This is a genomic window from Albimonas sp. (genome assembly GCF_055129145.1).
Window position 1 is genome coordinate 1 of the sequence record NZ_JBSRTQ010000022.1, and the last position, 22,202, is coordinate 22,202.

Annotated in this window: 24 protein-coding genes and 1 riboswitch; of the genes, 17 read left to right on the forward strand and 7 right to left on the reverse strand. The window is 73.0% G+C overall.

From position 1 onward, the window contains the following. The 10 genes from ACTB72_RS05920 to ACTB72_RS05965 all read left to right on the forward strand — a co-directional run. Nucleotides 1-166: DUF6525 family protein (locus ACTB72_RS05920; RefSeq protein WP_463036100.1), on the forward strand; the 166-nt coding region annotated here is incomplete at its 5' end. Between the two features lie 68 nt (nucleotides 167-234). Further along, nucleotides 235-876: a ZrgA family zinc uptake protein gene (locus tag ACTB72_RS05925; protein ID WP_463036064.1), complete on the forward strand. Its 642-nt coding sequence runs from the start codon at nucleotides 235-237 to the stop codon at nucleotides 874-876. A 3-nt stretch (nucleotides 877-879) separates the two neighbouring features. Then, the gene (locus ACTB72_RS05930) at nucleotides 880-1,599 is read left to right on the forward strand and encodes an ABC transporter ATP-binding protein (protein ID WP_463036065.1); all 720 of its coding nucleotides are present in this window, start codon (nucleotides 880-882) and stop codon (nucleotides 1,597-1,599) included. Then, nucleotides 1,596-2,852 carry an ABC transporter permease gene (locus tag ACTB72_RS05935; RefSeq protein ID WP_463036066.1) on the forward strand — a complete coding sequence of 419 codons (1,257 nt, stop codon included), beginning with the start codon at nucleotides 1,596-1,598 and terminating at the stop codon, nucleotides 2,850-2,852. Before ACTB72_RS05930 ends, ACTB72_RS05935 begins: the two co-directional genes overlap by 4 nt. Before the next feature lie 22 nt (nucleotides 2,853-2,874). Continuing rightward, the gene (locus tag ACTB72_RS05940; protein WP_463036067.1) at nucleotides 2,875-3,402 is read left to right on the forward strand and encodes a DUF3299 domain-containing protein; all 528 of its coding nucleotides are present in this window, start codon (nucleotides 2,875-2,877) and stop codon (nucleotides 3,400-3,402) included. Continuing rightward, entirely contained in the window at nucleotides 3,399-4,493 is a 1,095-nt protein-coding gene (locus ACTB72_RS05945; protein WP_463036068.1) for a hypothetical protein, read from the forward strand. Before ACTB72_RS05940 ends, ACTB72_RS05945 begins: the two co-directional genes overlap by 4 nt. Before the next feature lie 83 nt (nucleotides 4,494-4,576). After that, nucleotides 4,577-4,815: riboswitch (cobalamin riboswitch) on the forward strand. A gap of 196 nt (nucleotides 4,816-5,011) precedes the next feature. Continuing rightward, the gene (locus tag ACTB72_RS05950; RefSeq protein ID WP_463036069.1) at nucleotides 5,012-6,958 is read left to right on the forward strand and encodes a TonB-dependent receptor plug domain-containing protein; all 1,947 of its coding nucleotides are present in this window, start codon (nucleotides 5,012-5,014) and stop codon (nucleotides 6,956-6,958) included. After that, nucleotides 6,958-7,914 carry an ABC transporter substrate-binding protein gene (locus tag ACTB72_RS05955; protein WP_463036070.1) on the forward strand — a complete coding sequence of 319 codons (957 nt, stop codon included), beginning with the start codon at nucleotides 6,958-6,960 and terminating at the stop codon, nucleotides 7,912-7,914. Before ACTB72_RS05950 ends, ACTB72_RS05955 begins: the two co-directional genes overlap by 1 nt. Then, complete coding sequence (locus ACTB72_RS05960; protein WP_463036071.1) at nucleotides 7,911-8,906, forward strand: FecCD family ABC transporter permease; 996 nt, start codon at nucleotides 7,911-7,913, stop codon at nucleotides 8,904-8,906. The genes ACTB72_RS05955 and ACTB72_RS05960 overlap by 4 nt, the downstream gene beginning before the upstream one ends. Continuing rightward, nucleotides 8,903-9,667 (forward strand): ABC transporter ATP-binding protein, encoded by a 765-nt coding sequence (locus ACTB72_RS05965; protein WP_463036072.1) that lies wholly within the window; start codon nucleotides 8,903-8,905, stop codon nucleotides 9,665-9,667. Before ACTB72_RS05960 ends, ACTB72_RS05965 begins: the two co-directional genes overlap by 4 nt. Before the next feature lie 15 nt (nucleotides 9,668-9,682). On the opposite strand, the gene metE is transcribed toward ACTB72_RS05965, so the two are convergent. Next, nucleotides 9,683-12,013 (reverse strand): 5-methyltetrahydropteroyltriglutamate--homocysteine S-methyltransferase, encoded by a 2,331-nt coding sequence (gene metE, locus ACTB72_RS05970; protein ID WP_463036073.1) that lies wholly within the window; start codon nucleotides 12,011-12,013, stop codon nucleotides 9,683-9,685. Between the two features lie 108 nt (nucleotides 12,014-12,121). Here metE and ACTB72_RS05975 point away from each other — a divergent pair, with 108 nt between their 5' ends. Further along, entirely contained in the window at nucleotides 12,122-13,072 is a 951-nt protein-coding gene (locus ACTB72_RS05975; protein WP_463036074.1) for a LysR family transcriptional regulator, read from the forward strand. Continuing rightward, the gene (locus ACTB72_RS05980) at nucleotides 13,036-13,818 is read left to right on the forward strand and encodes a cobalamin-binding protein (protein ID WP_463036075.1); all 783 of its coding nucleotides are present in this window, start codon (nucleotides 13,036-13,038) and stop codon (nucleotides 13,816-13,818) included. The genes ACTB72_RS05975 and ACTB72_RS05980 overlap by 37 nt, the downstream gene beginning before the upstream one ends. Nucleotides 13,819-13,837: 19 nt before the next feature. Here ACTB72_RS05980 and nikR read toward each other — a convergent pair whose 3' ends face one another. Then, entirely contained in the window at nucleotides 13,838-14,317 is a 480-nt protein-coding gene (nikR, locus tag ACTB72_RS05985) for a nickel-responsive transcriptional regulator NikR (RefSeq protein ID WP_463036076.1), read from the reverse strand. Between the two features lie 146 nt (nucleotides 14,318-14,463). Here nikR and ACTB72_RS05990 point away from each other — a divergent pair, with 146 nt between their 5' ends. From ACTB72_RS05990 to ACTB72_RS06010, 5 genes are read left to right on the forward strand one after another with little or no spacing between them, the layout of a single operon-like run. Continuing rightward, the gene (locus ACTB72_RS05990; RefSeq protein ID WP_463036077.1) at nucleotides 14,464-15,243 is read left to right on the forward strand and encodes a DUF4198 domain-containing protein; all 780 of its coding nucleotides are present in this window, start codon (nucleotides 14,464-14,466) and stop codon (nucleotides 15,241-15,243) included. Nucleotide 15,244: 1 nt separating this feature from the next. Next, on the forward strand, nucleotides 15,245-15,856 hold the full coding sequence (gene cbiM, locus ACTB72_RS05995; RefSeq protein WP_463036078.1) for a cobalt transporter CbiM: 612 nt from the start codon (nucleotides 15,245-15,247) through the stop codon (nucleotides 15,854-15,856). After that, a complete protein-coding gene (locus ACTB72_RS06000) occupies nucleotides 15,853-16,416 on the forward strand; it encodes a cobalamin biosynthesis protein CbiL (RefSeq protein WP_463036079.1) in 564 nt (187 codons plus the stop codon). Before cbiM ends, ACTB72_RS06000 begins: the two co-directional genes overlap by 4 nt. After that, complete coding sequence (gene cbiQ / locus ACTB72_RS06005) at nucleotides 16,413-17,147, forward strand: cobalt ECF transporter T component CbiQ (RefSeq protein ID WP_463036080.1); 735 nt, start codon at nucleotides 16,413-16,415, stop codon at nucleotides 17,145-17,147. The genes ACTB72_RS06000 and cbiQ overlap by 4 nt, the downstream gene beginning before the upstream one ends. Next, a complete protein-coding gene (locus ACTB72_RS06010; RefSeq protein ID WP_463036081.1) occupies nucleotides 17,144-17,851 on the forward strand; it encodes an energy-coupling factor ABC transporter ATP-binding protein in 708 nt (235 codons plus the stop codon). The genes cbiQ and ACTB72_RS06010 overlap by 4 nt, the downstream gene beginning before the upstream one ends. A gap of 113 nt (nucleotides 17,852-17,964) precedes the next feature. On the opposite strand, the gene ACTB72_RS06015 is transcribed toward ACTB72_RS06010, so the two are convergent. From ACTB72_RS06015 to ACTB72_RS06035, 5 genes are all read right to left on the reverse strand, one after another. Beyond that, nucleotides 17,965-18,555, reverse strand: coding sequence for an SCO family protein (locus tag ACTB72_RS06015; RefSeq protein ID WP_463036082.1), 591 nt, complete (start codon nucleotides 18,553-18,555; stop codon nucleotides 17,965-17,967). A 13-nt stretch (nucleotides 18,556-18,568) separates the two neighbouring features. Continuing rightward, nucleotides 18,569-19,639, reverse strand: a complete 1,071-nt coding sequence (locus ACTB72_RS06020) for a DUF1775 domain-containing protein (RefSeq protein ID WP_463036083.1) — start codon at nucleotides 19,637-19,639, stop codon at nucleotides 18,569-18,571. Between the two features lie 155 nt (nucleotides 19,640-19,794). Continuing rightward, entirely contained in the window at nucleotides 19,795-20,169 is a 375-nt protein-coding gene (locus ACTB72_RS06025; protein ID WP_463036084.1) for a hypothetical protein, read from the reverse strand. 195 nt (nucleotides 20,170-20,364) lie between these two features. Then, nucleotides 20,365-21,147 carry an SDR family NAD(P)-dependent oxidoreductase gene (locus ACTB72_RS06030; protein ID WP_463036085.1) on the reverse strand — a complete coding sequence of 261 codons (783 nt, stop codon included), beginning with the start codon at nucleotides 21,145-21,147 and terminating at the stop codon, nucleotides 20,365-20,367. 16 nt (nucleotides 21,148-21,163) lie between these two features. After that, on the reverse strand, nucleotides 21,164-22,198 hold the full coding sequence (locus ACTB72_RS06035) for a LacI family DNA-binding transcriptional regulator (protein ID WP_463036086.1): 1,035 nt from the start codon (nucleotides 22,196-22,198) through the stop codon (nucleotides 21,164-21,166). Nucleotides 22,199-22,202 lie beyond the last annotated feature (4 nt).

Sequence of the window (22,202 nt, forward strand, 5' to 3'; positions counted from 1 at the left end):
CTGGAGCCCGGGTTCCGCCGCCCGGGCCTGGGCGGCGGCGCTGCGCATGACGCGCGGCGACGAGGCGGCGGCGCTGGCGCGGCTCGACGCGCTTCAGGCGCTGCGGCTGGCGAGGGCCGGAGAGGCGGAGGCCAAGCGCGCTTCCGTCGCAAAAGTTATGCTATAACATATCAGTTTCCTGATCTACATTCCGCTCGCCCGCCGATTCCAATCGTCTTCCCTGAAAGGCCTCCGATGCTTCTCCGCAGCTCCGTCCTCGCCGCCGCGCCGGTCCTCGCCTGCCTCGCAGCCCTTCCGGGCGCGGCGCAAGATCACCGCGAGCTCGGCGCTCATCAGCACGGCCACGGCCAGCTCGACATCGCGCGCGAGGACGACCGCCTGTCGATCGAACTGGAGGCCCCGGGCGCCGACATCGTGGGCTTCGAACATGAGGCGGAGGCCGACGCCGACCGCGCCGCGGTCGCGCAGGCCCGCGACGTGCTCTCGCGCCCCTTCGACGTTCTGGCGCTGCCCGAGGCCGCGGGCTGCAAGGTGCTGTCGGCCAGGGTGGCGCTGGAAACGGGCGACCATCACGACGACGAGGACCATCCGCACGACGCCGACCACGAGCATGAGCATGAGCACGAGGCCGAGCACGAGCATGAGCACGAGCATGAGCACGAAGACGCGGACCACGCCCAGGGCCATGCCGAGTTCCACGCGTCCTGGGAGCTGATCTGCGCCGACCCCGACGCCATCGACCGCATCGGCTTCCCCTATTTCCAGTTGTTCGCCGGCGCGCAGGCGCTTGCCGTCCGGATCGTCTCCGACCAGGGCGCGCAGGCGTTCGAGGTCGAGCGGGCCGAGCCCGTGCTCGATCTCGACGGCGCGCTCTGACCCATGGCCCCGGCGCTGCGGCTGACGGATCTGCGCTATGCCTGGCCCGGGGCCGCGGGCGGGCGCGGCGGCTTCCGGCTGGAAATCGACGCGCTGGAGATCGCGCGGGGCGAGCGGGTGATCCTCTACGGCCCTTCCGGGTCCGGCAAGTCGACGCTGCTGGCGCTGGTCTGCGGGATCGCCGCGCCGCAGTCGGGCGAGGTCGCGGTGGCGGGTGAGGCGCTGTCGGCGCTCTCCCCCGCCCGGCGCGACCGGTTCCGGGCCGAGCGCATCGGCGTGGTCTTCCAGATGTTCAACCTGCTGCCCTACGCCACCGCGTTGGAAAACATCCTGCTGCCGCTGCGCTTCGCCCCGGCGCGACGGGCGCGTGTGGCGGCGGCGGGCGGGGCGCGGGCCGAGGCGCTGCGCCTGACCGCGGCGCTGGGTCTTCCCGACGCGCTGGTGCTGCGCCCGCCCGCCGTCGCGCTTTCGGTCGGCCAGCAGCAGCGCGTCGCGGTCGCCCGCGCCCTGATCGGCGCGCCGGCGCTGATCGTGGCCGATGAACCGACCTCGGCGCTCGACGTCGCGGCGCAGGGCGCGTTCCTCGACCTTCTGTTCGCCCAGGTGGAGGCGGCGGGGGCGACGCTGCTGATGGTCAGCCACGACCCCGCGCTCAGCCCCCGCTTCGACCGGTCGGTCGCGCTGCCCGACATCCTGCGGGCCGGGCGGGAGGATGCGGCATGAGCCTTTTCCGCCTCGCCTTTCTCTCGCTTCTCAACCGTCGGGTCACGGCGTTGCTGACCGTGGCGGCCATAGCCCTATCCACCTGCCTGCTGCTGGGGGTGGAGACGGTGCGCACCGGGGCCAAGGCCAGCTTCGCCGACACCGTGTCGGGGACCGACCTGATCGTGGGCGCGCGCTCGGGCTCGGTGCAGCTGCTGCTCTATTCGGTGTTCCGCATCGGGAACGCCACCAACAACGTCACCTGGCAAAGCTACGAGGACCTCGCCGCACGGCCGGAGGTGGCCTGGATCGTGCCGCTTTCGCTCGGCGACAGCCATCGCGGCTTTCGGGTGCTGGGCACCACGGGGGAATATTTCGACCGCTATCGCTATCGCGGCGGACGGGCGCTGGAGATGGCGGAGGGCGCGCGCTTCGCCGATCTCTTCGACGCGGTGATCGGGGCGGAGGTGGCGGCGACGCTCGGCTACAAGGTCGGCGACGCGGTGGTGGTGGCCCATGGCCTCGCCTCCTTCGCCGAACATGAGGACAAGCCGTTCCGCATCTCCGGCATCCTCGAGCGCACCGGAACGCCGGTCGACCGGACGGTGCATGTCAGCCTCGAGGCCATCGAGGCGATCCATGTCGACTGGAAGAACGGGGCGCAGGCGGGCAGGGGGCAGCGGATCTCGGCCGAGCAGGCGCGCGCCATGGACCTCGCGCCCAAGGCGATCACCGCGGCGCTGGTGGGGGTTAAGTCGCGCCTGCAGATCTTCGGCCTGCAACGCTGGATCAACGACTATCCGCAGGAGCCGCTGCTGGCGGTGCTGCCGGGCGTGGCCTTGCAGGAGCTGTGGTCGATCGTCGGCGTGGCAGAGACGGCGTTGGCGGGGGTTTCGGTGATGGTGGTGGCGACCGCGCTGATCGGGCTCGCCGCCATGGTCTTCGCCGGGCTTGATGCGCGCCGCCGCGAGATGGCGATCCTGCGTGCGGTCGGGGCGCGGCCCTCGACCCTCCTGGGGCTGCTGGTGCTGGAGGCGACGCTGATCTCGGCCGCCGGGGCCCTGCTGGGGTTGGGGCTGCTCTATGTCGGGCTGGCGCTGGGGCGGCCTTGGGTCGACGCAAGTTTCGGCTTATGGTTGCCCATCGCGGCGCCCGGGGCGCGGGAATTCGGCCAGCTCGCCGCGGTGGTCGCCGCCGGCGCCGCCGCCAGCCTGCCCCCGGCGATCCGCGCCTGGCGCATGTCGTTGGCCGACGGCATGAGCATCCGGATGTGACCGCCCAGAGGAGGCGCCGACCATGCCGATTCCCTCCCGTCCCAGCCGCCGCATGGTGCTCGCGGGGCTGCCTTGGCTCGCGGCGCTCGTCGCCGCGGGCCGGTCCCGCGCCGCGGAAAAGGCGGTGGACCTGACCTGGGACGACCTGATTCCGCCTGGCGGCGAGGGCCAGGCCTTCCGCACCCTGCGCGACATGGGGGTGATCTCGCACGGGATGATGAACGGGCTGACCGACCAGGACCAGGGCGCCGCGGTGACGCGCGAATTCGATGGCAAGCTGGTGCGCCTGCCGGGCTATGTGGTGCCGCTCGACTACGACGGGACCGGGACCACGGCTTTCCTGCTGGTCCCCTATGTCGGGGCCTGCATCCACGTGCCGCCGCCGCCGCCCAACCAGATCGTCTTCGTGACCACGGAGACGCCCTATGAGCTGCGCGAGATGTTCGACCCGGTGAACGTCACCGGCATGTTCGGCGCCGCCGCGGCGCAGACCCAGCTCGCCGATGTAGGCTACACCCTGTCGGCGGATCGCATCGAGCCCTATTCGTGAGGCGCCGGGCGGCGGGCGCGGTTCTCGCGGCGATCCTCGCGGCGGGATCGGCGGCGGCCTCCTGCGCCGATCCCGCCGCGCCGCCGGCGCTGACGCTGGTCGACCGGCTGTTCGACGCCGACGCGGTGGCGATGGCGACGGCCGATCCGGCCGATCCCGCCCGCTGGCGATTGGTCGAGGCGCCGGCGCCGGTCTCGGTCTCCATGGACGCGCCGGATCCGGGCGCCTACCTCGCCGCCGGCGCCGACGGACCCCCGCCCGCGCTGGGCGAGGGAGAGGTGGTCGTCTTCGCCCATGATCCGGTGGACGCGGTATGGCGGCGGCTCGGCGTCTTCGACCGGGTCGTCCGCCCGGCGGTGGAAGGATTTCTGGAGGCGGCGCGAGGCTGGGAGGATCCGCGGGATCCCGCCCGCTTCCAGCGCGCCGCCCGGCTGCTGGACAGCCCCGACCCGGCGCTGCGGACGCTGGGGCTGCAGGAGCTCGACGCCGCGCCCTACGAGACGCTGCGCGGCCTGCGCCTGCCGCTGGACGTCGCCGCTTTGATCGAAAGCCTGAACGCCCCGCGGTCCGAGCCGCTTGAGCCGATCCATGCCCTGCTGCTCGGCCTGACCGGCGCACCGCTCGCGCGGGCCCTGATCGAGGACCGGATCGGCGCGCCGGGCGCCGGCGCGCCCGCCCGATGCGCCTGGGCCGTCGCGCTGGTCGAGATCGACGGAGCGCCCGGGGTGACGACGCTGGAGGCCCGTTTCCTGCGCGCCGATCCCGCCGTCTGGCCCGCGGACCGTCTCGCCCCGATGATCGAGGCGCTGGCCATCCAGGCCGGGGCCGCGTCGCCGGAGATCCGCGCCCGCATCCTCGAGGCGCTGACCGGAGCATTGGACGCGCGCCCCGACCTGGCGGCCCCGGTCACCCGCAGCTTCTCCGCCCGCGCCGACTGGGCGCTGGGCCCGGCGGTGCAGGCGGCGTTGAAGCGGCGGGCCGGGCTTCCCGCCGCCGACGCCCTGATCGCGGCGAGCTACGTCTTCGCCGCCCGCAAAGCCGCGCAATCGGGCGAGGCGGGCGTGGATGGCGCGGCCTGGGGGGCCGACTGACCCTCGACGCCCGGACCCCGCGCGCCCGTCGCCCGAAGCCCGGCCCCGCCGCCCCGACGCTTGACGCGAATTCCCGGCTCTGCCACTTGTGGCGCGTACCGGTTCCGCGCCGGGGGCCTCGCGCCCGCGGCCGGATGAAAAGGGAACGCGGTGAGGTCGGCCCCCGGAGGGCGAGACCAAGTCCGCGGCTGCCCCCGCAACTGTAAGCGGCGAGCCGACCCTCGAGAAACCACTGGCCGACGTCCTCGGGGACCGGGCTGGGAAGGTGAGGGAACGGCGTTGACCCGTGAGCCAGGAGACCTGCCGGAACAGCGTCATCCTTCCTCCGTGCGGGGCGCGCGAAGGGGCGGTTCGGTCCGCAGCGGTGACTTCGCAGTCGTCGTCTGACGGGTCGAGGTCTTCCCCACGAAGCCCCCTTCCCCCGGACGTCCGTCATGCGCCGGTCGGGCCGCTGCGCCCTCCCGGCGCGCAGGTCCGCCGGCCCGCCAGAGACGCGCGCCGGCGAAGGAGGGGAACCCATGTCCCGCATCCATCGGGCGGCTCTGGCCGCCATGCCGACGCTCGTCCTCGCGCCCTTCGCCCTTCAGGCGCAGACGGCGGACGCGCCCGTCGAACTCGCGCCCGTCGTGGTCTCGGGCGGCCTCACCCCCATCGCCGCGGATCGCTATGGCCGCGCCTATTCGGTGATCACCGCCGAGGATCTGGCGGAACGTCGGATCGCCTACGCGGCCGACGCCCTGCGCGCCCTGCCGGGGGTGCAGGTCAGCCGCATCGGCGGCTATGGCGGCCAGACCCAGGTCCGGCTGCGCGGGGCCGAGGGCAATCACACCCTGGTGCTGATCGACGGGGTCGAGGTCTCGTCCCCCGAGGCCGGCGAATATGATTTCGGCGGGCTGCTCGCCGCCGACATCGAACGCATCGAAGTGCTGCGGGGACCGCAATCGGCGCTCTACGGCTCCAACGCGCTCGGCGGCGTGATCTCGATCACCACCAGGCGGGCGACCGAACCCGGCCTGCGCTGGTCGGGCGAGGCCGAGGCGGGGACCGACGGGACCGCCGCCGCCCTGCTGGCGCTGCGGGGACAGGGCGAGGCGGGCCGGTTCTCGCTTTCGGTGGCGCGGCGCGAGACCGAGGGGTTCGACGTCTCCGGCACGCCCGGCGGCGAGAAGGACGGCGACCGCAACCTGACGCTCAACGCGCGGGGCGAGATCTTCGCGACCGACGGGCTGACGCTCGGCGGCGCGCTGCGGGTGGTGGACCGCCATGCCGACGCCGACGGCGACGCCTTCGCCGCGCCGGACAAGGCGGGGGTGGTCTATGACGACGCCTCCGCCCATGACCGGACCGAGGCTTTCGGCTCGCTCTTCGCCATCGCGACCCATGGCCGGTTCCGGCACGAGGCGCGGGCCGCCTATCTCCATGCCGACGACTGGAACACGCTGGCGGGGGCCGACGTCACCGACGCCACCTCCACCCGCCTCCAGCTTTCGGCCCAGACCACGATGGGGCTCGACGCCACCGATCCGGACGCCGCCGATCACACGCTGACCGCGAAGGTCGAATACGAGCGCGAGACCTTCGTGAGCAACGACCCCGCTCTGGTCTTCGATCCCAGCCAGCTGGAGGAACAATCGCGCGGGCTGGTCGGGCTCGCGGCCGAATATCGCGGAACCTTCCTCGAGCGCATCGACCTCCAGCTCGGCCTGCGGCAGGATTTCAACGACGCATTCGAGGACGCGACGACCTGGAGCGCCGGGGCCTCCTACCGCATCGCCTCGACCGGCACGCGGCTGCACGCGTCGGCCGGGACCGGGGTGCAGAACCCGACGATGTATGAGCAGTTCGGCTACAGCCCCGGCCAGTGGCGGGGCGATCCGGCCCTGAAGCCGGAGGAGAGCTTCGGCTGGGACGCGGGCGTCGAGCAGGGGTTCTGGGGGGACCGGCTGGTGGTGGACGTGACCTATTTCAGGCAGGATCTGACCCACGAGATCGGCACCCTCTACACAGGCGCGATCGGAACGCCGTTCAACGAGGCCGGAACCTCGCGCCGGCAGGGGATCGAGATGGGCTCCACCTTGCACGCGACCGATTGGCTGACGCTGGGGGTGAGCTACACCTGGCTGGACGCGACGGACCCCGACGGGTTGGTCGAGGTGCGCCGGCCCGAGCATGAGCTGGGCGCGAACCTCACCGTCTCCTTCCTCGACGACCGGGCGCGGATCACGCTCGGCGGGCGCTATGTGGGGGGCAATCAGGATCTGGACTATCGCGCGCCCTATGCGCCCGGCGCGCGGGCGCGGCTCGGCGACTACGTGGTGCTGAACGTCGCCGCCTCCTACGCGGCGACCGAGCGGACGGAGATCTTCGGGCGGGTGACCAACGCGCTCGACGCCGATTACGAGGAGGTGTTCGGCTTCGCGACGCCCGGGATCGCGGCCTATGCCGGCCTGCGGGTCCGGTTCTGATGGGCGGGGGCGCCCTGCGCGCCGGCGCGGTCATCCTCGCAGGGATGGCGGCGCTGGCGGGGGGGCTGGCGCTGCACGCCTTGCCGGCGCGCGCGCCGGACGCCCCGCTCGCCCTTGGGGCGAGCGGGGCGGAGACGCCGACTGAAGCGCTCCCCTCCCACGCCCCGCTTCGGGTGGTGTCGATGAACCTCTGCACCGATCAGCTGGCCATGCTGCTCGCGGCGCCGGGGCAGCTGCATTCGGTGTCCTGGATGGCCGCCGATCCCCGCGCCTCGGTATTGGCCGACCGGGCGGGGGCCTATGCGCTCAACCACGGGCGGGCGGAGGAGATCTTTCTCATGCGCCCCGACCTGATCCTCGCCGGGACCTTCACCACCCGCGACACGGTGTCGATGCTGCGCCGCCTCGGCTTTCGGGTCGAGCTTTTCACGCCCGAGAGCGGCTTCGCCGACATCCGCGCCAACATCCGCCGCATGGGCGACCTGCTGGGCCGGGGCGTTCAGGCGGAGGCGCTGGTGGCCGAGCTCGACGCCCGCCTCGCCGCCGCCCGCCCCGGTCCGGGAGAGGCCCGCCCCCTCGCTGCGCTGCGCTACGCCAACGCTTGGTCGTCGGGGGACGGCACGCTCGCCCACGCGATCCTGACCGCCGCCGGCCTGCGCAATCTGGGGGCCGAACTCGGGATGCGCGGGATCGGACGGCTGCCGCTGGAACGTCTGGTGATGGGCGACCCGGACCTGCTGGTCGCCGGGCGCCCGTTCTCGCCGCCGACGCTCGCCGAGCAGGACGTCCGCCACCCGGCGCTGGCGCCGTTGCTGGCGCGCGCGGGGCGCGCCGCGATCGCCGACAGCCGCTGGGTCTGCGGCGCGCCGTTCACCGCCGACGCCGTCGCGGATCTCGCCGCCACGCGCCGCGCGCTGGCCGACCCGGGCGCGATCCCGCGGAGCCCCGCCCGATGACCCTCTCCTATCCCTGGCTGCTGGCCGGCCTCGCGTCGCTGGTCGCGGCGCTGTTCTGCGCCTCTCTGCTGATCGGCCCCGCGGGGCTCGGCCTTTCCGACAGCCTCGCCGCCCTGCTCGCCGGGCGGGGCGAGGCGGCGACGCTGGTGATGCGCGAGATCCGGGCGCCGCGGGCGCTGCTGGCGCTGATGATCGGCGCCACGCTCGGTCTGTCGGGCGCGGCGCTGCAGGGCTATCTGCGCAATCCGCTGGCCGAGCCCGGCCTGCTGGGCGTCACCGGCGCGGCTTCGCTCGGCGCGGTGGCGGCGATTTACACCGGGCTTTCAGTGCTGTTTCCGCTCGCCCTGCCGCTGATGGCGCTGGCGGGCGCGGGGCTGGCGGCGGCGCTGCTGCTGTCGCTCGCCGGCGCCCGGGGCGGGGCGCTGACGCTGATCCTCGCCGGCGTCGCGCTTTCCGCGCTCTGCGGCGCGCTGACCGCCCTGGCGCTCAACCTCAGCCCCAACCCGTTCGCGGCGACCGAGATCATGTTCTGGATGATGGGCTCGCTCGCCGACCGGTCCTGGCTGCATGTCCAGCTCGCGGCGCCGTTCATGCTGGCCGGCTGGGCGGCGCTGGCTTTCGCGGGCCGGGATCTCGACGCGCTGACGTTGGGCGAGGACGCGGCCGCCAGCCTCGGCGTGCGCATGGGCCGCCTGCGCCTGGCGGTGGTGCTGGGGACGGCGGCGTCGGTGGGGGCGGCGACGGCGGTGGCGGGGGGCATCGGCTTCATCGGCCTGATCGCGCCGCATCTGCTGCGCCGCGCCGTCGGCGCCCGGCCCGCGCGCCTGCTGCCGGCCTCGGCGCTGGGCGGCGCGGCGCTGCTGCTCGCCGCCGACATCGCCGTGCGCCTGATCGCGCCCGAGCGGGACCTGAAGCTGGGCGTGCTGACCGCCCTGATCGGCGCGCCCTTCTTCCTGCGCCTGATCCTGTCGACCAGGCGGCGTCTCGCATGACCCTGCTCACGCTCCGCGATCTGCGCGTCCGCCTCGGGGGCCGCGTCGTGCTGCATCCCACCACGCTCTCCATCGCGCCCGGCGAACTGGTCGGCCTGATCGGGCCCAACGGCGCCGGGAAATCCTCGCTGATGCGCGCGGCGCTGGGGCTGCTGCGGGCGGAGGGGGAGAGCTCGCTCGCAGCCCTCCGCCCGTCCGAGCGCGCCCGCGCCGCCGCCTGGCTGCCGCAGGGCCGCGAGATCGCCTGGCCGGTGAGCGTGGAGGCGCTGGTGACGCTCGGCCGTCATCCGAACCGGGCCCCCGGCGCGCCCCCCTCGGCCGCCGACCGTGCGGCGGTGGCGGCGGCGATGGCGCGCATGGATGTCGCGGCCTTGCGCGACCGCCCCGCGACCGAGCTGTCGGGCGGCGAGCAGGCCCGGGTCCTGATCGCGCGGGCGCTGGCGCAGGAGGCGCCGCTGACGCTGGCCGACGAGCCCGTCGCCGGGCTCGACCCCGCCCATCAGCTCGCCTGCATGGGGGCTTTCGCGGATCTGGCCGCCGAGGGGCGGGCCGCGGTCGTGTCGCTCCATGACCTCGGGCTCGCCGCCCGTTTCTGCACGCGCCTGGTGCTGCTCGATCAGGGCCGGATCGTCGCCGACGGCCCGCCCGACGCGGTGCTGACCACGGAACGCTTGCGCGAGGTTTACGGGGTGGAGGTCTTCCTCGCCCGCCATGACGGGCGGCTGGTCGTGCAACCCCTCACGCTCTTTCGTCCCGGCTGAGCGCCGCCCCGCCGCCTACTCCGCCGCCAGCGCCGCGGCCTCCGCCCGCAGGGACCGCGCCGCGGCGACGAGGTGGGTCAGCGCCGCCCTGGTCTCGGCCCAGCCGCGGGTCTTGAGGCCGCAATCGGGGTTCGCCCAGAGCCGCTCCGCCGGGATCACGGCGGCCGCCTTGCGCAGGAGGGCGGCGATCTCCGCGGCGGGAGGCACGCGGGGGGCGTGGATGTCCCAGACGCCGGGGCCGATCCCGTTGGGATAGGCGACGTCGCCGAAGGCCGACAGCAGCTCCATGTCCGAGCGCGACGTCTCGATCGAGATCACGTCGGCGTCCATCCGCGCGACCGCCGGCATGATGTCGTTGAACTCGGCGTAGCACATGTGGGTGTGGATCTGCGCGTCGTCCCCCACCCCCGCGGCCGAGAGGCGGAAGCAGTCCACCGCCCAGGCGAGATAGCCCTTCCAGTCGGCGCGGCGCAGCGGCAGCCCCTCGCGCAGCGCCGGCTCGTCGATCTGGATGGCGGGGATCCCCGCGGCCTCCAGGTCCAGGACCTCGTCGCGGATGGCGAGCGCGATCTGGCGGCAGGTCTCCTCCCGCGGCTGGTCGTCGCGCACGAAGGACCATTGCAGGATCGTGACCGGCCCGGTGAGCATCCCCTTCACCGGCTTCGACGCCGCATGGGCCGCGAAGCGCGCCCAGCGCACGGTCATCGGGGCGGGGCGGGACACGTCGCCGAAGATCAGCGGCGGCTTCACGCAGCGCGACCCGTAGCTCTGCACCCATCCGTGGCGGGTGAAGGCGAAGCCCGCGAGCTGCTCGCCGAAATATTCGACCATGTCGTTGCGCTCGAATTCGCCATGGACCAGCAGATCGAGCCCGACCGCCTCCTGGAAGGCGAGGCAGGCGCGGGTCTCGGCCTCGAGGAAGGCGTCGTAATCGGCGTCGGACAGGTCGCCGCGGCGATGGGCGGCGCGGGCGGCGCGCACTTCCGCGGTCTGGGGGAAAGAGCCGATGGTGGTGGTGGGCAACGTCGGCAGGTTCAGCCGCGCCGCCTGCGCCGGGGCGCGAAGCGGGTAGGCGGAGCGCCGTTCGTACTCAGCCGGCGTCAGCGACGCGGCGCGGGCCTGGACCCGCTTGTCCTGCACCCGGGCCGAGAAGCCGCGCGCCATCATCGCGGCCCCGCCGCCCTCCAGCGCCGCGGCCACCGCGCGGCGCCCCTCGGTCGCGCCGCGGGCGAGGACCGCGACCTCGTCCAGTTTCTGCACCGCGAAGGCGAGCCAGGAGCGCAGCTCCGCGTCCAGCTCCGTCTCCCGCGCCAGGTCGAGCGGCGCGTGCAGCAGGGAGCAGGACGGCGCCGCCTGCACCCGCCCGGCCCCCAGCGCCGCCACCGCCCGCTCCAGCCGCCCCAGCTCCAGATCCAGCGGACTGCGCCAGACGTTGCGCCCGTCGATCAGGCCGAGCGACAGGACCCGGTCCGGCCCGATCCCCTTCAGCACGGCGTCGAGCTGCCCGGGCGCACGGACCAGATCGACATGCAGCCCCGCCACGGGCAGGGCCAGCGCCGTCGCCAGATTGTCGCCGAGCCCGCCGAAATAGGTGGCGAGCATGATTTTGGGGCCCGCGGTCGCCAGCGTGTCGTAGGCCGTGGCGAAGGCCGCGCGCTCGGCTTCGGTCAGGTCGAGGACCAGCGCCGGCTCATCGATCTGCACCCATGGCGCGCCCGCCGCGGCCAGCCGGGCCAGCAGGTCGGCGTAGACCGGCAGGATCGCGGGCAGCAGCGACAGCGGGTCGAGCCCCGGCGTCTTCGCCTTGGCGAGCTTCAGCCAGGTGATCGGGCCGATCAGCGTCGGGCGCGTCTCGATCCCCAGCGCCTTCGCCTCCGCATAGTCCCGCACCGCCTTCAGCGAGGCGAGGCGGAAGGTCATGCCGGCGCGAAGCTCGGGGACGATGTAGTGGTAGTTGGTGTCGAACCACTTGGTCATCTCCATCGCCGGGGCGTCCTGGCGACCGCGGGCCATGGCGAAATACGTCTCCAGCCTGATTGCCTCCGCCCCCTCGCCCCCCGCCTCGCCGAAACGCGGCGGAACCGCGCCCAGCGCGCAGGTCATGTCGAGCACCTGATCGTAAAGCGAAAAATCGTTGGAGGGGATCACGTCGATCCCGGCGTCGCGCATCAGGCGCCAGTGGCGGGCGCGCAGGTCCCGGGCCACACCCTCCAGCGCCTCGGCGTCGTGGGCGCCGTTCCAGAAAGCTTCGACCGCGGTCTTCAGCTCGCGGCGGGCGCCGATGCGCGGAAAGCCGAGGCAGGCGGCGGCGACGGTAGGGGCGGCGGTCGGGGGCGAGGCGGTCATGGCAGGTCCCTCATGCAGGCGGTTCAGCAGACTGGGGCGGACGCTACGGCTGGCCACGCATGAAGAAAAATGGCAAATATCGCCTGGAATATGACAGGAGGTCATGTCTTGCTCGACCGCCAGCACCTCGCCATCCTGCGCGAGGTCGACCGCCAAGGCGGCGTCACCGCCGCCGCCGACCGCCTCAGCCTGACCCAGTCCGCCGTCAGCCACGCCATCCGGCGGCTGGAACGGCAGCTCGAGGTGACGGTGTGGGAGCGCGACGGCCGCCGCCTGCGCCTGACCCGCGCCGGCCGCCGGCTGCTGGCGCTGGCCAACCGCGTGCTGCCGCAGATCGAGCAGGCCGAAGCCGAGATCGCCGATTTCGCCCGCGGGCGCCGGGGCGAACTGCGCATCGGCATGGAATGCCACCCCTGCTACCGCTGGCTGCTGCGGGTGGTCGAGCCTTACCTCGCCGCCTGGCCGGACGTTGACCTCGACGTGAAGCAGGCGTTCCAGTTCGGCGGCCTCGGCGCGCTTCTGAGCCAGGAGATCGACCTGCTGATCACCCCCGACCCGGTGCTGCGCGCGCCGCTGACCTTCACGCCCGTGTTCGGATACGAGCTGATGCTGGCGGTGGCGGCGGACCATCCGCTGGCCGCGAAGGCGTGGATCGAGCCGCGGGACCTGGAGCGCGAGGTCCTGATCACCTATCCGGTGGAGACCGAGCGTCTGGACGTCTTCACCCAGTTCCTGCTGCCCGCGAAGCGGCTGCCGCGGGCCCATCGGACGGTGGAGACGACGGACGTGATGCTGCAGATGGTCGCCGCGGGCCGCGGGGTGGCGCCGCTCCCCGACTGGCTGATCGCCGAGACCGCCGGGCGCCTGCCGCTCGTCGCGCGGCGTCTTGGGAAGCAGGGCATCGCCAAGTCGATCCATGTCGGAACCCGGACCGCCGACGAGGGCGTCGAGTTCCTGCGCGGCTTTCTTGATATCGCCCGCGGGCCGCTCCCCGCGCCCGCCCGTTCGGAGGACCCCGAAAAATGCGTCGTTTCCCCCCCGAACGGATCGTCTGCCTGACCGAGGAGACGGTCGAGACCCTCTACCTGCTGGGCGAGGACGCGCGCATCGTCGGCGTCTCCGGCTACGCCGTGCGTCCGGCGCGGGTGCGTCGGGAAAAACCGCGGGTGGGGGCGTTCACCTCGGCCGACATCCCCGCGATCCTGGCGCTGCAGCCGGACCTGGTGCTGACCTTCTCCGACCTTCAGGCCGATATCGCGGCCGAGCTGGTGCGCGCCGGCGTCGCCGTGCACGCCTTCAACCATCGCGACCTGGCGGGAATTTTCGCGATGATCCGGATGCTCGGCGCGATGGTCGACGCAAGCGACCGGGCCGAGGCGCTGGCCGCCGATCTTTCGCGCCGGATCGACGCGGCGCGGGAGGCCGCGGCAGGCCGACCGCGCCCAAGAGTGTGGTTCGAGGAATGGGACGACCCCCTGATCTCCGGCATCGGCTGGGTGTCGGAACTGGTGGAGATCGCCGGCGGGCGCGACATCTTCCCCGACCTCGCCCGCCAACCCGCCGCCCGCGACCGGATCGTGACGCAAGAGGCGGTGGCGGCCGCCGCGCCCGACGTGATCCTCGCGTCCTGGTGCGGCAAGAAGGTCCGGCCCGAGCGGATCGCCGCCCGCCCCGGCTGGGCGACGATCCCCGCCGTCGCCGCGGGACGCATCCACGAGATCAAGTCCGCCCTGATCCTCCAGCCCGGCCCCGCTGCGCTGACCGACGGGCTCGACGCGCTGCGCAAGGCGCTGGCGGCGACCTGACGGCGGCCCCCCCCCGGGCTCAGAAGCCGCTCAGCACCCTGGGATGGCTGTGCGCCGCGTTCTCGCCGTGGTTGTCGCCGTGACGGTGAGGCTCCTCATCCTCGCCCAGCGGCACCAATCCCAACGCGCCGTGCCAGACGCCGCGCTGCAGGAACAGCGACTCGGCATAGGCGATCACCGGACCGACCTGGCTGCGCAGCACCGTCACCTCCAGCGAGTGGGTGTGGTCGATCGGGGTCGACAGCGACGCCACCGTCTGGTCGTGGCGGTCGAGCCGGGTCTGCGGCAGGCGCGCGCCCAGATTGCGCACCGAATGGTCGACCACGCAGGAGATCACGCCGTAGCACGACGCCTCGGGCGGCGCGTCGGGGCGCGCGGTCAGGCCGCGCCGCACCAGATCGCGGATCGCCTCGGAGCGGCTCTGCGCGCCGGTCGCCGCCATATAGCCGTCGAGCATCGCGTCGAGGTCATCGTCCAGGGTGATGGTGGTGCGCTGCATCTCCGCCTCCAGCCGCAATCTTCGCTCATCGGCCAGCCTGCCGCCGCCGCGCCGCCGGGACAATGCCCAAACGTCGCGGCGGGGGCGCTTGCGGCCGGTCGTTCAGTATGATGTTCCTATAATTACATCATACATGAGGTTTGCCGATGCCGTCGCCCGTCTCCTTCGCCGCGCCCGCCGCGATCCTCCTCGCGCTCGGGTTCGCCGGCCCTTCCGCCGCGCATTTCCAGGAGCTGCTGCCCTCCGCCGACGTGCTGCCGGAGGGCGGGGAGGTGACGCTGGACCTGATGTTCACCCATCCGATGGAGGGCGGGCCGGTGATGGAGATGGCTTCGCCGGCGCGGTTCGGCATGCTGAAGGGCGGCGAGATCTCGGACCTTCTCCCCGCGCTCGAGGCCGCGCCGGTGGACGGCGTGACCGCCTGGCGCGCGACGGTCGACCTGGCCGCGCCCGGGGCCGCGATCTTCTTCGTCGAACCTCAACCCTACTGGGAGCCGTCGGAGGGCAAGTTCATCGTGCATTTCGCCAAGGTGATCGTCGACGGCTTCGCCTCGGGCGAGGGCTGGGACGCGCTGGTCGGCCTGCCGGCGGAGATCCGGCCTCTGACCCGGCCGACCGGCCTGTGGACCGGCAACATCTTCTCGGGCGTGGTGCTGAAGGACGGCGAACCCGCGCCCTTCGCCGAGATCGAGGTGGAATACGTGAACGACGGCGCGGTCGCGATCCCCAACGACGCCTTCGTGACGCAGGTGATCACCGCGGATGCGAACGGCACGTTCAGCTACGCCATGCCGCGGGCCGGATGGTGGGGCTTCGCCGCGCTGCTGGAAGCGGACGCGAAGATGACCTCGCCGGAGGGAACGCCGGCGCCGGTCGAGCAGGGCGCGCTGATCTGGGTGAAGGCCACCGACATGGGCCGCGACTGACATGGCCCATATCCCCGACGGGATCCTCTCGGCCCCGGTGCTGATCGGCGGCGCGGCGATCGCGGTGGCGGGCGCGGGGCTCGCGCTGCGCCGGATCGACGACCGGGCGATCATCCGCACCGCGATGCTGTCGGCTTCGTTCTTCGCGGGCTCGCTCTTCGCGATCCCGATGGGGCCGTCGAGCGTGCATCTGCTGTTCGGCGGACTTATGGGGCTGATGCTGGGGATGGGGGCGTTCGTCGCGGTATTGGTCGCGCTGTTCCTGCAGGCGCTGCTCTTCGGGTTCGGCGGGCTGACCACGCTGGGGGTGAATGCGGCGAACATCGCGGCGCCGGGGGTGGTTCTGGCGGCGCTGGCCGGCCCGGCGCTGCGCCGCGCGACCTCTCCGGTCCTGAGGGGCGCGCTGGCGGCGGGGGTCGGCGCGCTGTCGGTGCTGGGCACCGGCGCGCTGGTGGCGCTGAGCCTGCGGCTCTCGGCCCCCGAATACACGCCGGTCGCAAGCGTGCTGCTCGCCACCTACCTGCCGCTGGCGCTGGTCGAGGGCGCGGTGACGGCGGCGGTCGCGGGCTTCCTCGCAAGGGTCCGGCCCGATGCGCTGGCGCCGGGCGCATGAGGGGTTTCGCCCTCGCGGCCCTCGCGGTTCTGGCGCTCGCCGACCCTGCGGCGGCGCACAAGCTGAAGCTGTTCGCCACCGTCGAAAACGGGACGGTCACCGGCTACGCCTTCTTCATCGGCGGCGGCCGCGCCCGGGGCGCCGACTGGGTGGCGACCGGGGCCGAGGGCGCCGAGATCGCGCGGGGCAGGACCGACGAGGACGGGTCCTACGGTTTTCCGAGCCCGGGCGCCTCGGCCGCCCCGGTGACCGTCACCCTGGACACGCATGAAGGCCACATCGCCTTCGCCACACTCGGTCCGGAACGGTTCGGCGCGCCGAGGGCGCCCGCGCCTGCGTCCGCCGCCCCCGCGAGCCGGACCGACACCCCCGCGCCCGCCCTCTCCGAGGCCGAGCTCGCCCGCATCGTCGGCGCCGCGGTCCAACGGGAGATCGCGCCGCTGGAGGCGCGGATCGAGGAGTTGGGCGCGCGTCTGCGCTATGCCGACATCCTCTCCGGCCTGTTCCTGATCGTGGGTCTCGCGGGCGGCGGGCTCTATCTGCGGAGCCTGCGGCGATGAAGATGGGCGCCCTCGCCGGCGCGATCCCCGCGGACCTGCGCCTGCGGCTGCTCGCGGCGCTGGCGCTGGCGAGCGCGGTCTCGCAACTGCGCCATCCGGGGCCGGCCGCCGCGGCGCTCGGGCTCGCGCTGGTCATGGCGCTGGCGGCGCGGATGCCCGGCGCGCTGTGGCGGCGCGTGCTGCATGTCGAGGGTTTCGTCCTCCTGCTCCTGCTCACCGTGCCCTTCGCGGTTCCCGGCGAGGCGCTGGCCCGTCTCGGCCCGCTGGTGCTGACCGACGCAGGGCTCGCGCGCGCCGGGCTGCTGGCCCTGAAGGTCTCGGCGGCGGCGATCCTCGTGCTCGCGATCCTCGGCCCGGCCGAGCCGATCCGCCTCGCCGCCGCGCTGCAATCCCTGCGCGTGCCTGAGCCGCTGGTCCGCGTGCTGCTGCTGAGCCTGCGCTACCTCTCCCTGATCCGGGAGGAGGCGCGTCGCCTCCACGACGCCATGCGCCTGCGCGGTTTTCGGCCTGGAACCAATGGCCACACCTGGCGCAGCTACGGCAACCTGATCGGAATGCTGCTGGTCCGCGCGCTCGACCGGGCGGAGCGGATCGACGAGGCGATGCGCTGCCGCGGTTTCGCCGGGCGGTTCCCCCATGCGGCCGCCCCCGCGCCGTCGCGACGGGACTGGGCGGCCTTCGCGCTGCTGCTGGGCCTGGGCGCCGCCTGCCTGGTCGGGGACCGGGCATGACGCCGCTCATCGCGCTCGACCGGGTCTGCGTGGCGCGCGACGGCGTGACGGTGCTGCGCGACGCGACGCTGGCGCTGGCGCCCGGCGACCGGCTGGCGATCGTCGGCCCCAACGGCGCGGGCAAAACCACGCTGCTGCGCACGATGGTCGGGCTGGAGCGGCCGGTCTCCGGCGTCCTGCGCCTCTTCGGCGAGCCCTGCGCGACCGAGGCCGATTTCCGCCGCCTGCGCCCGCGGATCGGGTTCCTCTTCCAGGACAGCGACGATCAACTCTTCTGCCCGACCGTGGCCGAGGACGTGGCCTTCGGGCCGCTGAACCTCGGCCTCGCCCCCGCCGAGGCCGCGGCCCGTGCGCATGAGGCGCTGGAGGGCCTCGGCATCGGCCACCTCGCCGAGCGGATCAGCCACCGGCTTTCGGGGGGCGAGAAGCGGCTGGTCTGCCTCGCCGGACTGCTGGCGATGCGGCCCGCGGCGCTGCTGCTCGACGAGCCCTCGACCGGGATCGACGCCGCCAACGCGGCGCGGCTGCGCGCGGCGTTGCTGGCCTTCTCCGGGCCGATGATCCTCGTGTCCCATGACGCGGCCTTCGTCGCGGGCCTCGCCAACCGGGTGATGGTGCTGGCCGACGGGCGGCTGCGGCCGGCGGAGCTGCACGACCATCCGCACCTGCACAGCCATCCTCACGTGCACCCGCTGGACCGCTGAGCCCCCGCCCGCACCGGCGTCATCGACGCCGGACAAGTCGCCGAGATTGGGGGTCGCATGCGGGCCGGGCACGTCGGTCAGGACGATTTCGGCCCGCATCGGCCGGGAACGGCTCAGCCGTCCAGCAGGCGGCGCAGCTTGGGCAGGACCATCGCCTCCGGCTCCTGATAGCGGATCAGGTCGGCGTAGCGGCCGTCGGCGTCGAACAGCATCACCAGGGCCGAGTGGTCCATGGTGTAGCCGCCGTCCTCGAGCGGGATCTTCGCGGCATAGACCTTGAAGGCCTTCAGGGCCTTGTCGATCTCGGGCCGCGGGCCGGTGACGGCCGTCGCCCCGTCGACCCAGGACACGTAGTCGCCGAGCAGCTCGGCCGTGTCCCGCTCCGGGTCGACGGTCACGAAGAACACCCGCAGACGCTCGCCCTGCTCGGCCAGCGCCGCCTGCCAGGCGGAGATGTCGCCGAGCGTCGTCGGGCAGACCTCCGGGCAATGGGTGAAGCCGAAGAACACCGCGGATGGTGCGCCCTCGAGCGTCGCTTCGGTAAAGGCCGCGCCAGAGGCGGTGACCAGCCGGTAGTCGCCGCGGCCGATGCCGTCTTCGGCCTTCGCCCGCAGCATCGGCAGGATCTGCCAGCCGACCGCGCCCAGAAGCGCGATCGTGGCCGCGGCCGCCAGGGGCAGGAGCCGTCTTCGAGCCAGGGACATGGCCTCGCCCTCCTCAGCCGAACCGCAGGGTCTCGCCGGCGGGGGCGACCAAGGCGTGGTCCGCGCCGCGCCCCCCGCCGTCATCCAGCCGGCCATGGTCCATCTTGTGATGGTCCATCGCCCCGTGATCCTGGCCGCCCTTGGCGTCGCGCGCGCGGATCGGCAGGGTGAACTCCACCGCTCCGGCCTTCTCGAAGACCAGGGTGATCGCCGCGGCCTGTCCCTCGACCAGCGGCCCTTTCAGGTCCATGAACATGAGGTGAAAGCCGCCGGGCTTCAGCTCCACCGTCTCGCCGGCGGGGATCGGCAGGCCGTCGGCGAGCTGGCGCATCTTCATCACGTCGCCCTGCATGACCATCTCGTGGATCTCCATGCGCCCGGCCACGTCCGAGCGGGCGGAGATCAGCCGGTCGTCCGCCGCGCCATGATTGGTCACGCTGAGGAAGCCGCCCGCCACGGGCGCGTTGGGGAGCGTGGCGCGGGCGAAGGCGCCGGCGATCTCGAGATCGCCGACCTTCACACTCTCCGGCTCCGCCGCCGCGTGGGCGTGGGGGTGGCCGCCGCCCTGCGGCTCGGTCAGGGTCAGGACCGGCGCGGGATGATCGTCGTCCGAGCCGTCCCAGGCGACCTGGCCGTCGGCGCAGGTCTGAACGGTGGCGAAGCGCAGGACCTCGCCCGGGGCGAGATCCTTGCCGATGGTTCCGCGGAACACGAACTGGTCGAACCAGGCGTCAGGCAGGTCGCCGTCCGACCAGGAGATCTCGCGCACGCCCTCGGTCATCTTGTGACCGTGGTTGTCGTAGGGGGTCGCGTAGGCCCCGGTTTTCGTGTCCAGCGTCCAGCCGGGCTTGGGCATCGGCTTCGCAGCGTAAAACCCTTCGGGCAGCGTCACCCGGACGGCGTTCGTGGCCTGACCGTCGCAGCCATGCGGGAGGTTCAGCACGACCTTGAAGGTCGAGCCGACGGGCGCCTCGCGCCCCTCCAGCGTGACATGGGCGAAGGCAGGGACGGCGATCAGGACCGCGAGCGCGGCGGCTGCGGACAGGCGGACGGGGCCGCGCAGGGCGGCGGGGATGAAGGTCATGGAAGCGTTTCCTCGACGGATCGGATCGCACGCCGCGGTTCGGAATGCGCGCGTGCGGCGGCGCCGGCGCGCAACCGGATCGCTCCGGCGGCGGACGGTCGGCCATGGGGCTGGCTCGCCTCGGGGTCCGGTCGCGGACCGCGGGGCGTCGGCGATCAGGCCATGGCCGGGGGCGCGCGGGTGTCGAAGATCCGGGGCGCGCCGGGGATGACGCGGGCGACCGCGACGATCGCGTGCGGGGCGCGGAGCGGCTCGGGGGGCGGCGGCGCGTCGATCCCGGCCGGGGTCAGCGCGGCGACGAGGCCGACGAAGGGGCAGGCCACGGAATCGGGCGGGGCCTGGTCGAGCGGCAGGCCGTCGTCGCCGACGGCGAGGTAGACGATCTCGGCCCCGGTGCAGATCGGCACGTAGCCGGCGATGGCGGGCGCGAGCAGCCCGGCGCCGGTCAGCCTGAACGACAGCACGAGCGCCGCCAGCACGGCGAGCGCCAGCGGATGGCGGCGTCCCAGTCGTTGCGGCCATCGGTTCATGGCGGTCATCGTGCCCGCCCCACGTCCGGCCGCCGATGCGGCATGGCGCGCATCGCGGCCCCCCTGACCTTCGTGTCCGCTGGGGTCGGCGCCCCCTGGCATTCGTTCCCGACGGACGCAAACCAGGCCCGCAGGAGCGTTGTTCTCGACCCTTGTCCCAAGCTTGCGCGAGGGCGCACGTCTTTTCGGGTCACGTCACAGCGTGATGCCGCCATCCACGACCATCTCCAGCCCCGTCACATAGCGGGCCTCGTCCGAGGCGAGGAACAGCGCGGCCATGGCGATATCCTGCGGCGTTCCCTGGCGCCCCATCGGGCAGCGTGCGTCGCGGGCCCTTTTGGCGGCGATGCGCTCGGCCTCGGTCGCGACCAGCGCCGCCGCGTGCGGACTGTCGATCAGGCCGGGCAGGATCACGTTGCAGCGCACCTGCTGGGGCGCGTATTGGCGCGCGATCACCTTGGCCATCCGGTTCAGCGCCGCCTTGGAGACGTTGTAGGACAGGAACTGCATCGGGTTCCAGCGCAGGCTGGCGATGGACGAGACCATGATGATCGATCCCGATCCGGCCGCGATCATATGCGGGACCGCGGCCCGCGCCGCCGCCATCGCGCCCTTGAGGTTGACGTCGAAGACCCGGTCCCAATCGGCGTCGCTCACCTCGATCAGCGCGCCGAAAGCCTCGATCCCGACATTGTAATGCAGCACGTCGATGCGACCGTAGCGGTCCATGCAGGCGGCGATGGCCGCGTCCATGTCGGCGGTCCGGGCCGCATCGGCGCGGAAGACGCCGGCCGCGCCGCCGGCCGCGGCGATCTGGTCCGCCGTGCGGGCCGCAGCAGGCTCCGAAATGTCGACGCAGAGCACCGTCGCGCCTTCGCGCGCGAAAATCGCCGCGGTGGCCGAGCCGTTGCTGGGGGCGGTTCCGATCGAGCCCGCGCCGATCACCGCCGCCACCTTGCCCGCCAGTCTGCCGGTCATCGCGTCCCCTCCCATGCTACCTGTCGAAGGCTTGTCCCGGCCGGCCGCAGGATTCCCGCTCGATCAGCTGGGTCGGGATCATGATCCGCCGCGGCTCGCCCCCGGTTTCCGGGTCGAGGCGGCGCAGCATCAGCTCGGCCAGGATCCGCCCGACCGATTGCAGATCCCAGGTCACGGTGGAGATCGACGGCGAATAGAGCCGGGCGAGATCGGTGTCGCCCACGGTCAGCACGCTCACATCCGCCGGCACCCGCCAGCCGTTCTGCCGCAACCCCTCCAGCGTGCCCGCCAGCATGCGGGTCCCGAGGCTGAGGAACGCGGTCGGGGCAGGGCGCAGCGACATCAGCGAAAACGCCTCGCTCGAGACGAACTCCATCGAGGATTGATGCGCCCGGATCAGATCCTCGCGCGGCTCGATCCCATGGTCGATCAGCGCCTGCCTGTAGCCGGCGATGCGCTCGCGCCCCGGACTGAGCTTGATGCTGGACGAAAGCAGCGCGATCCGCTCATGGCCAAGGTTCAGAAGGTGCCGGGTCGCGTCATAGGCGGCCTTGCGGTGGGCCACGTGCAGGCCGCTCACGCCCTCGTCGAAGTCGCGGTCGTAGCCGATCACCGGCAGGTCGCCGGCGTCGAGCCTTGCCATCATGTCGGAATCCTCCGCCTCGCAGGGGCCGAGGATCAGCCCGTCCACACGGCGTCGGCGGAAGAGGTCGATCAGGGTCTGCTCGCGGGTCCGGTCGTTGTCGGTGTTGCCGATCAGCAGGGCGTAGCCCGCCTGCTGCAACCGCCGCTCGGCCGCGCGGATCACCCCGGCGAAGAACGGGTTGGAGAGGTCGGTGACCAGCATCCCCACCACCATCGTCGATTTCAGCCGCAGGCTCTGCGCGATGGCGTCGGGTTGATAGCCTAGCCGCCTCGCCGCCTCGTTCACCCGCGCCGCCGTCGTCTCGCTGACCCGTCCGCGCCGGTTCAGCGCGCGCGAGGCGGTTCCGATCGACACCCCGGCTTCGGCGGCCACGTCCTTGATGGTGTTGCGACGGCCCTTGCTCATCGGG